Here is a 12,341-nt window from a genome sequence, read left to right as displayed (position 1 = left end):
ACCGCGAACGGTGCTAGCGCCCGCGCAGCCGGCGTACGAGAATGCTCGCGTCCCCGCGGGACTCCAGATCGGCCAGGACCACGGCGACCGCCTCACGGACGATGCGGCCCCGGTCGACGGCGAGCCCGTGCTCCCCGCGCAGCACCAGCCGCGCGTGCTCGAGGTCCATCAGCTCCTCGGCGGAGACGTACACGGTGATCTTCTCGTCGTGCCGCTCACGCCCGCTGGGGCGCCGGTTGGCGGCGCGGGACCGGCGCCGGGCGGCCGCGGTCGAGCCGCGCCCACTGCCAGAACCTTCCTGCGCGCCACCGGAGGAACGCCGGGCCGGCTTCTCCCCGTTCTCCGCGGCGGCGGCCCGGCTGCGCGAGCCGGCGTCCGACTCGGCCTCGGCGGCCGTGTGCTCGGGGGACGGCGCCGACGCGGTGTCCGCGTCGCCCTCCTCCGCGGCGGGTGACGCGGCGGCGGCCTCGTCGCTCTCGCCGGCCGGACCCGGCACCCGTGCCTCACCGTTCGCCGGACGTCTCGGCGACGACGACTGCAGTGCCATTCCCCCGGTCGTACGGAACAGTTCGTCGGCCCCGGGCAGACTCACTCGGCGTGACACCGGGCGAGCACCTCCCTGGCGAGCTGACGATAGGCCGCGGCACCGACCGAGTTCGAGGCGTACGTGGTGATCGGCTCGCCGGCGACCGTGGTCTCCGGGAAGCGGACCGTGCGCCCGATGACCGTGTGGTAGACGTGATCGTCGAAGGCCTCGACGACGCGCGCCAGCACCTCACGGCTGTGCACCGTGCGGGAGTCGTACATCGTGGCGAGGATGCCGTCGAGCTCCAGCTCCGGGTTGAGCCGCTCCTGGACCTTCTCGATGGTCTCGGTGAGCAGGGCCACACCGCGCAGCGCGAAGAACTCGCACTCCAGCGGCACGATCACCTTGTGAGCGGCCGTCAGGGCGTTCACCGTGAGCAGACCGAGCGAGGGCTGACAGTCGATCACGATGTAGTCGTAGTCGGCCATCAGCGGCTTCAGCGCCCGCTGCAGCGTGGACTCGCGCGCGACCTCGCTGACCAACTGCACCTCGGCAGCGGACAGGTCGATGTTGCTGGGGAGCAGGTCCATGTTCGGGACGGCGGTCTTGAGGAGGACCTCGTCGGCCGACATGCCCCGCTCCATGAGCAGGTTGTAGACCGTGAGGTCGAGCTCCATCGGGTTCACACCCAGGCCCACCGACAGCGCGCCCTGCGGGTCGAAGTCGACGAGCAGGACCCGGCGGCCGTACTCGGCGAGCGCGGCACCCAGGTTGATGGTCGACGTGGTCTTGCCGACGCCGCCCTTCTGGTTGCACATCGCGATGATCTTCGCCGGGCCGTGGTCGGTCAGCGGTCCTGGAATCGGGAAGTACGGCAGCGGACGCCCGGTGGGGCCGACGCGCTCGCGGCGCTGACGGGCAGCGTCCGGGGCGAGCGTGGCCGCGTACTCGGGGTCGGGCTCGTATTCGGCGTCGGGGTCGTAGAAGTGCCCCTCGGGGGACAGTTCGTCGTAGTCGGCGAAGTGGCTGTGTGTGTCGCCGCTTCGGTCGCCGGCCATGGCGTTCACGTGATGGCCATCCATGCTCTGGTGTGCTGTCTGCGTCGGCTTCTGCTGGGGGCTGCTCTGGTAGCCGCTCTGGTGGGCCGCGAAGGTACGCACAGCGACGGAGCCGACAGCTTGAAGCCCCGTGGGTCCCTGTCCACCTGGCTGGCCACCTCCGGGAGTAAATGTCGACTCATTCACAAGTCGTCTTACCTCCTTGGATGTGACCAGGAACATTTATCGATAGGTCAGCGTGGCACCATGCCGACGGTTGGCGACTCTATGGCGTGTCACCACTCCGCAGCAACACAATCCGCCGGACCCGGCACGATGTGTCGGCACTTCAGCGACTGCGGAACACCCTCATGTCAAGGGCGTGCGACGGTTCTTCGGCGCGTTTCGCGGGTGCGCGAATCGGTTAAAGGGTTACGTTCAAGGCGAGTTGACCAAGTCCGGATGCATGCGCCTACGGCCGGACCCCTCGCAAGGTCCGGCCGTAGGCGTGAGATTGACGACTTTCGTTGACGTCGCCCCGGATTGTGCGCCGGGCGGGCTCAGCCGAGCAGCGTCTCCAGCTCGACGTGCTCCAGGCCGTGCGCCTCGGCGACCTCCTTGTAAACGACCTTGCCGTCATGGGTGTTGAGGCCCAGGGCGAGCGCGGGGTCGCGGCGCAGGGCCTCGGCCCAGCCGCGGTTGGCCAGCTCGACGATGTACGGGAGCGTGGCGTTGGTCAGCGCGTACGTCGAGGTGTTGGGCACGGCGCCGGGCATGTTGGCGACGCAGTAGAAGACCGAGTTGTGGACCGGGAAGGTCGGCTCGGCGTGCGTCGTCGGGTGCGAGTCCTCGAAGCAACCGCCCTGGTCGATCGCGATGTCGACAAGGACACTTCCCGGCTTCATGCGCGAGACGAGCTCGTTGGTGACGAGCTTCGGGGCCTTGGCGCCCGGGATGAGGACGGCGCCGATGACGAGGTCGGCCTCGAGGCAGGCCTTCTCGAGCTCGAAGGCGTTGGAGACGACGGTCTGGATCTTCGTGCCGAAGATCTTGTCGGCTTCCTTGAGCTTGTTGATGTCCTTGTCGAGCAGGGTCACGTGGAAGCCCATGCCGATGGCGATCTGCGCCGCGTTCCAGCCGGAGACGCCGCCGCCGATGACGACGGCCTTGCCGGCCGCGACACCCGGGACACCGCCGGGCAGCACACCGCGGCCGCCGTTGGCGGCCATCAGGTGGTAGGCGCCGACCTGCGGGGCGAGGCGGCCCGCGACCTCGGACATCGGGGCGAGCAGCGGGAGCGCGCGGTTCGCGGTCTCGACCGTCTCGTAGGCGATGGCGGTGGTGCCCGACTCCAGGAGCGCGTCCGTGCACTCCTTGGACGCGGCCAGGTGCAGGTAGGTGAAGAGCGTCTGGTCCTTGCGGAGGCGGTGGTACTCCTCCGCGATCGGCTCCTTGACCTTCAGGAGCAGGTCGGCGGTGGCCCACACCTCGTCGGCGGTACCGAGGATCTGCGCGCCCGCGGCGACGTACTCGGCGTCCGTGATCGAGGAACCCACACCGGCGTTCTGCTCGACGAGGACCTGGTGGCCGTGGCGCACGAGCTCATGCACGCCGGCGGGGGTGATGGCCACCCGGAACTCGTTGTTCTTGACCTCGCGGGGGATGCCGACCTTCATCGTCGATCACGGTCCTTGGCTCAGGGGATATCTCGGGCAATGCACTACATACCAGTGCGCAGACAGACACACCGGGAGACGCCACGGAAGGACGCGGCGGAGCCAGTCTAATGAAGGTTTTCTAGCTGTCTAGCCTTTCGATGCATCAATCTTCCGCAGAAGCACTACGGATTTCGCAGGTGTTAGTGGCTTGTTCCGAAGGGATTGCTGTCTCCGGGGGGCCACCACCCGCCCCGCCGGGCATCTCCTCTCCCAGCATGCGCTCGGCCGCACCCCTGTGCAGCTTGGCCGCGGCCGGGTCGCCGAGCCGCTCCAGCGTGTCGGCGAGCCGCAGCTGGAGCGCGGCCTGCAGCCGTACGTCCTTGGCCTGCCTGGCCCACTCGACGGCCTCCTGACAGGTCCGCAGCGAGTCCTCGGGCCGCCCCGCGTACTCCTGCACCCGGGCCAGCTCGCTCAACGCCCGTGCCTGGGCCGGGACATCGCCCTCCTTGCGGTATCCGGCCACGGCCGAGCGCCAGCCGCGCAGCGCCTCGCCGTAGCGGCCCGCGTACGTGTGGACGGCGGCGATCCGCCCGTGCAGGCGCGCCGCGTCGGCCCGCTCGCCCCGGGCGAGCCGCTGGGCGAGGGCCCGGCCGTACCAGTCGGCGGCCCGCTGCCAGTCCCCCAGCTCCTGATAGGCGCCGCCTACGGATTCCATCGCGCGGCCGGTCGCGTACGGGTCCTGCGCGGCCCGTCCGGCGTCCAGCGCGGCCCGGTACCGGGCGAGCGCCTCCTGGGTCCGCCCGGTCCCGGCGTCGAGGTCGGCGAGGTTCAGCAGTGCGGCGGCCTTCTCCCGCGGCAGGTCCCGGCGCTCGGCCACGTCGAGAACCAGCCGGTGGATCCCGTACAGCTCGGGCGCGGCGGCCTCGGTGCCCCGGTGGACCACCATGGCCCGCACCAGCGCGGCCATCAGCCGCCGGGCCAGGGTGTCCAGCTCCCCGTCCGCCACGGCGAGCCGGGCCGCGGCGAGCAGCGCGGGCTGCCGCACGCGCAGCCACTCGGCGCCCGCCTCCGGGTCCGCGAACCGCAGGGCGCTGGGCAGCCCCGCGAGCTTCTTGCGGGCCGGGGAGCCGTCGGGCTCGGTGATCGCGCGGCAGGAGGTGAGCAGCCGGACGGTCCGCTCCAGCATCCGGGCGCGGGCCAGCTGCACCTCGGCGGGCCGGTCCAGCGTCTCGGTGAGCCCGCGCAGCAGCGGCACCAGGGAGCCCGGCACCTCGTACTGCGGCAGCTCCGACTCGACGGCCCGGACCAGGCCCAGGGTGACGAAGTCGTCGAGGGTGGTGCGGGCGGCGGACACGGAGCAGCCGGCCAGCGCGGACGCGGTGTGCGGGTCGACGTAGCCCTCGGGGGCCAGCGACAGATATCGCAGTATCCGCGCGGCGGGCCCGGGGAGCGTGGCGTAGGAGTGCCGGAAGACCCGGGCGAGGGCGGGGCCGTCCCCGGCGTCCTCGGCGGAGTGCAGCTGCTTGGCCAGGTCGGCCACGGACTCCTTGGGGCGCGCGGCGAGCCAGCCGCCGGCGATCTCCAGGGCGGCGGGTTCGGCTCCGCACAGCTCGACCAGGGACTCGGCGGAGCGCGGGTCGCAGGTGATCCGGACGGACCCGGTGTGCCGCGTCAGGAGTTCGAGCGCGGACTTGGTGTCGAGCCCGCCGAGCGTGCAGGGCCGCACGTCCGGGATGCCGGTGAGCGGTCCCTCGGCCACGGCCACGACCAGGCAGTCCGGGGTGTCGGGCAGCAGCGGGTCGACGTTCTCGGCGTCGCCCGCGTCGTCGAGCAGCAGCACGACCCGCCGCACGGACAGGCCCTCGCGCAGCCGCTCGGTCAGGTCGTCGGCCGACTCGCCGGGGGGCGCTGGCAGTTCGAGCGCGTTCAGCAGGTCGCGGGCGACGCGCTCGGTCGGCACGGGGGTGCCGTCGGGGGCGGTGAGCCGGGTGCGCAGCGCCCCGTCCGGGTACTGGTCGGCGACCTGGCCCAGGAGTTCCTCGGCGAGGGCGGTGCGGCCGGTGCCGGGGCGGCCCGCGATCAGCAGGACGCGGGCCCGGGGTGCCTTGCGGCCGGACAGGGTGTCGAGCCCGGCCCGCTCGATGTCGGACCGCAGCTCCTTCAACTCGAGCCTGCGCCCCAGGAACTGATGCTCCGTCACATCCTGGCCCCGGCGGGTGCGGCGCCGTTTGCGGGACGACCCCGAGGACGCCTCGACCGCCGTCACGTCGTCCGACTCGACCGCCTGATCCGTCACGGGCCACGCTCCGTCTCACCCAGCCCCTCCGGGGGTCGGCAGGGGCGGTGCCGAGCCTAGTTCAGCGGGTGCCGGTGCCCTTGGCGAGCGGCGCGCGCGAGTCCCCTGATCGGATCAGCGGATCGTCGCATTAAGCGGCTGTTCGTGGCTGGTTTCGTCGGCTGTCTCGTTGGCGGCTGCGGGCCGGTGGGGCTTCTCGCGCGGTTCCCCGCGCGGCGAAGCCGCGTGCTTCCAGGGTGCGGGGAACTGCGCGACCGGCCACGACGAAAGCCGCAGCCGCCGACGAGACATCAACGAGGCGGACGAGTAAGCGGATCAGGCCTCGAACGGCCGCGCAGGCCACTCCGCCTCAGCCGGACGCAGACCGTCGACCCCGTCACCCGCGAGCGCCGCGGCCAGCGAAAGCGCCCCCACGACAAGGCAGTTGTTGTGCAGGTCACCGGCGAGCGCACCCCGGACCAGCTCGGCCAGCGGTACCCGCGCGAACTCCATGTCGGCCTCTTCGTCCTCCACCTCGAAGCGCTCCCCCTCCGCCTCGGAGAGGTCCCGCGCGAGGAAGACGCGGACGGCCTCGGAGCAGCCGCCCGGGGTCGTGTACACATCAGTGAGGACCCGCCAGTCCTCGGCCTTGACGTGCGCCTCCTCGTACAGCTCGCGCTGCGCGGCGTGCAGCGGGTTCTCCCCGGGGATGTCGAGGAGCCCGGCCGGGATCTCCCAGAGCTTCATGCCGACGGGGTGACGGTACTGCTTGAGCACCAGCACCCGGCCCTGGTCGTCCAGGGCGAGCACGGCCACCGAACCCGGGTGGACCTGGTAGTCGCGGCGGGCCACCGACCCGTCCGGCATGACGACGTCGTCCGTGCGCACCGAGGTCTTGTTCCCGACGAACGGGGTCTCGGTCGCCCGGACCTCCCACGCCTCGGCGGTGTCCTTGATCGTCGTCATGTCGACACGTCCTCCCACGCACACGAAAGAAACCGGGGCACGTGCCGCATAAGGCACGCACCCCGGTAACCGTACATCGCTTGTGTTACAAGCCCCTCAGAGCCCTTACTTGGCCTTCTTGGCCCCTGCGGCGGCCGCGACCTTGCGCTCCACGGCGGCCTTCACCAGACCGGCGAACAGCGGGTGCGGACGCGTCGGGCGCGAGCGCAGCTCCGGGTGCGCCTGGGTGGCGACCAGGTAGGGGTGGACCTCGCGCGGGTACTCGACGTACTCGACGAGCTTGCCGTCCGGGGAGAGGCCGGAGAACTGCAGACCGGCCTTCTTCTCCAGCTCGGAGCGGTACGCGTTGTTCACCTCGTAGCGGTGACGGTGGCGCTCCTCGACGTACTCCTTGCCGTCGTACACCTCGCGCACGATGGAGCCCTCGGCGAGCTTGGCCGGGTACATGCCCAGGCGCATCGTGCCGCCCATGTCGCCCTCACCGGCGACGATGTCGAGCTGCTCGGCCATGGTGGAGATGACCGGGTGGGCGGTGGCGGCGTCGAACTCGGTGGAGTTGGCGTCCGGGATGCCGGCCAGGTTCCGCGCGGCCTCGATCACCGTGCACTGCAGGCCGAGGCAGAGGCCGAGCAGCGGGATCTTGTTCTCGCGGGCGAACTGGATGGCGCCGACCTTGCCGGACACACCGCGGTCGCCGAAGCCGCCGGGGATGCAGATCGCGTCGACGTCGCCGAGCTGCTTCTTGGCGCCGGCCGGCGTCTTGCAGTCGTCCGACGTGACCCACTTGATCTTGACGCGGGCCTTGTTGGCGAAGCCGCCGGCGCGCAGCGCCTCGGTCACCGACAGGTAGGCGTCGGGCAGGTCGATGTACTTGCCGACCAGGGCCATGACGATCTCGTGGTCGGGGTTGTGGACGCGGTCGAGCAGGTCGTCCCAGGTCGTCCAGTCCACGTCGCGGAACGGCAGGTCCAGCTTGCGGACGACGTACGCGTCCAGGCCCTCGCCGTGCACGGTCTTCGGGATGTCGTAGATCGAGCGGGCGTCGGGGCAGGCCACGACGGCGTCCTCGTCGACGTCGCACATCAGGCTGATCTTGCGCTTGATGGCGGTGGGGACCTCACGGTCGCAGCGCAGCACGATGGCGTCCGGCTGGATACCGATGTTGCGCAGGGCCGCGACACTGTGCTGGGTGGGCTTGGTCTTCAGCTCGCCGGAGGGGCCGATGTAGGGCAGCAGCGAGATGTGGACCACGAACACGTTGTCCCGGCCGACCTCGTGGCGGACCTGGCGGACCGTCTCCAGGAACGGCAGCGACTCGATGTCGCCGACCGTGCCGCCGACCTCGGTGATCACGACGTCGACCTCGTCCGTCGCCATGCGGCGGATGCGGTGCTTGATCTCGTTCGTGATGTGCGGGATGACCTGGACCGTGTCGCCGAGGTACTCGCCGCGCCGCTCCTTGGCGATGACCTGCGAGTACACCTGGCCTGTAGTGACATTGGCGCTGCCGTCCAAGTCACGGTCGAGGAAGCGCTCGTAGTGTCCGATGTCCAGGTCCGTCTCGGCGCCGTCGTTCGTGACGAACACCTCGCCGTGCTGGAAGGGGTTCATCGTGCCGGGGTCGACGTTCAGGTACGGGTCGAGCTTCTGCATGACGACGCGGAGGCCCCGTGCCTTGAGCAGCATCCCGAGGCTGGAGGCGGTGAGGCCCTTGCCGAGGGAGGAAGCGACACCCCCGGTGACGAAGATGTGCTTGGTCGTCGTGGATTTGGGCGTCATGGCCAAGAGGGGGCTCCCGTGGTCGCGGTCTGGGGGTGCGTACCGGCGTGCTCTCCTGACTTTCGGGGGGAGGCGCCGTCGCTGCGGTTCGGGGGTTCTAGGACCACCGGCTCACGGGCTACCAGGGTATCAGCGACGGGACGAGGGTGCTTCCGGCCACGCTCCGCGCACGCGTCACCACGGGCACACGACATCGTCACCCGGCGCTCACTCGTTCGGCTCAGGCACGTTGCCAGGAGGGGCGCGCAGATCACTTGGCCGCGTCGTATCCTGCTCGGACACTCGGCTGGCGAGTCACACAGGAAAACGGCACCACAACGGCAACACCCCCGTCCGTTCGAGACCGTTCACCGGAACACGAAGTCCGATCGCCGGTGCCGCAGCCGGAACAACCGGCTCGTCAGTTCGTTTGACAACGACGTATCAGGACGACGTATCAAGACGATCCGTTGACCCCCCTTTGACCGTTGACCGATCTAGACCGTTGACCGCTGAGACCGCATTGCGATCGCCCCTCGACACACTGTCGCAGTTCAGGTTCAGGGGCGTACGTGGCCGTTCGACTGGAGATGCACGTGGCCGGGCGCATCGAGGATTACGCACTTATCGGAGACATGCAGACCGCCGCCCTGGTCTGCCGGGACGGCACCGTCGACTGGCTGTGCCTGCCCCGCTTCGACTCGCATGCCATTTTCGCCGGACTGCTCGGCACCGAGGACCACGGGTTCTGGCGCCTCGGCCCGGCGCACGCCGCAGACGCGGAGCCACCGACGGCGGCCCGCCGCCGTTATGTCGGTGACTCGCTGATCCTCGAATCCGAGTGGGACACCCCGCGCGGCACCGTCCGCGTCACCGATTTCATGCCGCCGCGCGACGGCGCGCCCCAGCTGACCCGGATCGTGGAGGGCGTCAGCGGGCGCGTCCCGATGCGCTCGGTGCTGCGTATGCGTTTCTCGTACGGGCGCATCACGCCGTGGGTGCACAAGGTGGACGGGCGTACGGTCGCGGTGGCCGGTCCCGACTCCGTGTGGCTGGACTCGGAGGCGGAGACGTACGGCAAGGACCTGACGACGTACTCCGACTTCACGGTGGCCCCCGGTGACCGGGTCGCGTTCACCATCCAGTGGCAGCCCTCGCACAAGGACCAGCCGCCGCTGCCGGACCCGCAGGGCTCCCTGGCGGCGACGCGGGACTTCTGGCGCGAGTGGGTCGAGCACTGTACGTACCACGGCCCCTACCGCGAGGCCGTGGTGCGCTCGCTGATCACGCTGAAGGCGCTGACGTACGCGCCGACCGGCGGCATCGTCGCCGCGCCCACCACGTCGCTGCCGGAGGAGATCGGCGGCGTCCGCAACTGGGACTACCGGTACACGTGGCTGCGTGACGCGGCGATCACGCTGTCCTCGCTGCTGCGCACCGGGTACCGCGAGGAGGCCCGCGCCTGGCGCGAGTGGCTGCTGCGGGCCGTGGCCGGTGACCCGGAGAACCTGCAGATCATGTATGGCATCGCGGGCGAGCGGGAGCTCGGCGAGGCGGAGCTCGACTGGCTGCCGGGGTACGAGAACTCGGCGCCGGTGCGCGTCGGCAACGGGGCGGCGCACCAGCTCCAGCTCGACGTGTACGGCGAGGTCACCGAGGCCCTGCACCTCGCGCACATGACGGGCCTGGCCCGCAACGACTACGCCTCCCTGCTCCAGCTGAAGCTCATCCGCTACCTCGAAGGTCACTGGGACGAGCCGGACGAGGGCATCTGGGAGGTGCGCGGCCCGCGCCGCCACTTCGTGCACTCGAAGGTCATGGCCTGGGTGGCGGTCGACCGCACCATCAAGCTCATCGAGTCCGGTGACGCGGACGGCCCGCTGGAGAAGTGGCGCGAGCTGCGCGACGACATCCACCGGGACGTCTGCGAGAAGGGCTACGACAAGGAGCGCAACACCTTCACGCAGTCCTACGGCAGCAAGGAGCTCGACGCGTCGCTGCTGCTGATTCCGCAGATGGGCTTCCTGCCGCCCGACGACAAGCGCGTCATCGGCACCATCGAGGCGATCCAGCGGGAGCTGTCGACGACGGACGGCTTCATCCTCCGGTACCCGACGGACGGCGACAACGCCGGTGTGGACGGGCTTCCGGGCGACGAGGGGGCGTTCCTCGCCTGCTCGTTCTGGATGGCGGACGACCTGGCGATGATCGGCCGGGTCGACGAGGCCCGCAAGCTCTTCGAGAAGCTGCTCGCGCTCCGCAACGACCTGGGGCTGCTCGCCGAGGAGTGGGACCCGCGCCTGCAGCGTCAGGTCGGCAACTTCCCGCAGGCCTTCAGCCATGTCCCGCTGATCGACACCGCCCTGCGGCTGACCGCTTCGGGGGCGTACGCCGGCTGACCCCGGGATGCCGCCGGGGCGGGCGCGCCGGTACCGTCCGCTGCATGGACAGCGCCACCCCCACCCCGTCGGCCTCGCAGAACACCCCAGGCGGCATCACCGTGCAGCGCGCCCTGGAGCTGCCGGGGCTGCGCAGCGGGCTGCCCGAGGTGGTGGCGGGCGGGGACCGGCTGCAGCGGACGGTGCGCTGGGTGCACGCGGGCGAGGTGCCGAACATCGCGTCGCTGCTCAAGGGCGGCGAGCTGCTGCTGACCACGGGGTACGGCATCGGGACGCGGCCCGCCGAGCAGCGGGCGTTCGTGCGCAAGCTGGCCGAGCGGGGCATCGCGGCGCTGGTGATCGAGCTGGGGCAGCGGTTCGCGCGGCTGCCCGCGGCGTTGGTGGAGACGGCGCGGACGGCGGGCCTGCCGCTGGTGCAGCTGCACCGCGAGGTGCCGTTCGTGACGGTCACCGAGGAGATCCACACCGAGATCGTCAATGGGCACTATGCCCTGCTGCAGCGCGCCGAGGAGGTGCACCGGCGGTGCACGGACGCCCTCCTCGGCGGTGGCGGTGTCCCTCAAGTGCTGCGCATTCTCGCCGAGTTCAGCGGCAACCCGGTGTTCCTGGAGACCGCCGACGGGCAGCTCCTGTACGCGGCCGGGGTGGAGGCCGACGTGGCCGATCCGCTCCAGGTGTGGGAGGGCATGCGCGGTACGCACAAGGACGAGCCGCCCGTCGGGGCGGTCCTCGTGGACGTACCGGGCGGCGGTCCCGGGGCCGGTTCGGTGCGGGCGCGGCTCGTGCTGCTGCCGGTGTCGGCGCCGCTCGCGCCGGTGCACCGGATCGCGGCCGAGCGGGCGGCCGGTTCGCTCGCCGTGGTGCTGATGCAGGCGCGGCAGGAGGAGGAGCTGGCGGCGCGCGGGCGCGGTGACTTCCTCACGGACCTCGCCGAGGGCCGGATCACGCCGGAGGACGCCCCGGCGCAGGCCCGGGTCCTCGGTTTCAGGCCGACCGGTCAGGGGCCGCTGCTGCCGGTGGTGATGCGGCTGCCGGAGGCGTCGGCCGGATCGGTGGGCCTGTCCCCCGGCGGCGGCTGGGCCGTCCTCGCGCGGGCCGTGTCGGAGGAGCTGGCGTCGGTCGGCGTCCCGGTCCTGCTCGGCGTGCGCCCTGTCGAGGGGAGGGTGCCGCTGCTGCTCGGGCTGCGCTCGGAGTCGGAGCGCACGGCGGTCGCGGACCGGGTCGCGGCGGCGCTGCGGGCCGGGGTGGAACGGGCCGGGATGCAGCGGGCGGGGACCCTGCCGCCGGTCGTGGTGGTCGGCGGGGCGGGCGGCTGGGCCGCGGCGGCCGCCGGTCTGCGGCACGCGGCGGAGACGGCGACGGCGGCGCAGGGCCTGGACGACCGGCCGTGGTACGACGCGCGGCGCCTGGACATCGATCTGCTGCTGTGGCGGCTGCGCGACCATCCGGATCTGGCGGCGTTCGTGGAGCGGGCGATCGGTCCGCTCCAGGACCACGACAAGCGCGCGAAGCCGCCGCTGCTGCCCACGCTCCAGACGTATCTGGCACACGCGGGCCGCAAGGCGGAGACGGCGCGCGAGCTGCATCTGAACCGGCAGACCCTCTACAACCGCCTGGCCCGTATAGGGGAGTTGCTCGGCACGGACCTCGATGACCCGCAGACGGTGCTGGCGCTGAGCCTGGCGCTGCGGGCCCGCCGTCACGTGCCGTGACCGAGGAGCG

At 71.2% G+C, this 12,341-nt stretch carries 8 protein-coding genes; 2 read left to right on the top strand and 6 right to left on the bottom strand.

Going from position 1 to position 12,341, the window contains the following annotated elements; all coding sequences use genetic code 11:
* Window positions 1-13: 13 nt before the first annotated feature.
* The 6 genes from ACQUQD_RS31790 to ACQUQD_RS31765 all read right to left on the bottom strand — a co-directional run bounded on the left by ACQUQD_RS31790 (window position 14) and on the right by ACQUQD_RS31765 (window position 8,241).
* The gene (locus tag ACQUQD_RS31790; RefSeq protein ID WP_428955602.1) at window positions 14-604 is read right to left on the bottom strand and encodes a hypothetical protein; all 591 of its coding nucleotides are present in this window, start codon (window positions 602-604) and stop codon (window positions 14-16) included.
* Window positions 589-1,770 carry a ParA family protein gene (locus ACQUQD_RS31785; protein WP_428955601.1) on the bottom strand — a complete coding sequence of 394 codons (1,182 nt, stop codon included), beginning with the start codon at window positions 1,768-1,770 and terminating at the stop codon, window positions 589-591. The genes ACQUQD_RS31790 and ACQUQD_RS31785 overlap by 16 nt, the downstream gene beginning before the upstream one ends.
* A gap of 353 nt (window positions 1,771-2,123) precedes the next feature.
* Window positions 2,124-3,239, bottom strand: a complete 1,116-nt coding sequence (gene ald, locus ACQUQD_RS31780) for an alanine dehydrogenase (protein WP_428955600.1) — start codon at window positions 3,237-3,239, stop codon at window positions 2,124-2,126.
* A gap of 145 nt (window positions 3,240-3,384) precedes the next feature.
* Complete coding sequence (locus ACQUQD_RS31775) at window positions 3,385-5,517, bottom strand: tetratricopeptide repeat protein (RefSeq protein WP_428955599.1); 2,133 nt, start codon at window positions 5,515-5,517, stop codon at window positions 3,385-3,387.
* A 315-nt stretch (window positions 5,518-5,832) separates the two neighbouring features.
* Window positions 5,833-6,462 (bottom strand): NUDIX domain-containing protein, encoded by a 630-nt coding sequence (locus tag ACQUQD_RS31770; protein ID WP_428955598.1) that lies wholly within the window; start codon window positions 6,460-6,462, stop codon window positions 5,833-5,835.
* Window positions 6,463-6,567: 105 nt separating this feature from the next.
* Window positions 6,568-8,241 (bottom strand): CTP synthase, encoded by a 1,674-nt coding sequence (locus tag ACQUQD_RS31765; protein ID WP_428955597.1) that lies wholly within the window; start codon window positions 8,239-8,241, stop codon window positions 6,568-6,570.
* 575 nt (window positions 8,242-8,816) lie between these two features.
* Between ACQUQD_RS31765 and ACQUQD_RS31760 the strand changes: the two genes are divergently transcribed.
* Window positions 8,817-10,619: a glycoside hydrolase family 15 protein gene (locus ACQUQD_RS31760; protein ID WP_428957711.1), complete on the top strand. Its 1,803-nt coding sequence runs from the start codon at window positions 8,817-8,819 to the stop codon at window positions 10,617-10,619.
* A 44-nt stretch (window positions 10,620-10,663) separates the two neighbouring features.
* Window positions 10,664-12,331, top strand: coding sequence for a PucR family transcriptional regulator (locus tag ACQUQD_RS31755; protein WP_428955596.1), 1,668 nt, complete (start codon window positions 10,664-10,666; stop codon window positions 12,329-12,331).
* The last annotated feature ends 10 nt before the right edge of the window (window positions 12,332-12,341 follow it).

Origin of the sequence: Streptomyces sp. cg35, from assembly GCF_050410835.1 — a bacterium.
GTDB lineage: Bacteria > Actinomycetota > Actinomycetes > Streptomycetales > Streptomycetaceae > Streptomyces.
The sequence above is the reverse complement of the archived record's forward strand: the minus strand, read 5'-3'. Positions and strand labels throughout refer to the sequence as shown.

What these genes read in the sequence shown, in the direction of transcription:
- ACQUQD_RS31770 (WP_428955598.1), bottom strand. Translation starts at nt 6,462, where the DNA reads ATGACGACGATCAAGGACACCGCCGAGGCGTGGGAGGTCCGGGCGACC.
- ACQUQD_RS31755 (WP_428955596.1), top strand. Translation starts at nt 10,664, where the DNA reads ATGGACAGCGCCACCCCCACCCCGTCGGCCTCGCAGAACACCCCAGGC.
- ald (WP_428955600.1), bottom strand. Translation starts at nt 3,239, where the DNA reads ATGAAGGTCGGCATCCCCCGCGAGGTCAAGAACAACGAGTTCCGGGTG.
- ACQUQD_RS31765 (WP_428955597.1), bottom strand. Translation starts at nt 8,241, where the DNA reads ATGACGCCCAAATCCACGACGACCAAGCACATCTTCGTCACCGGGGGT.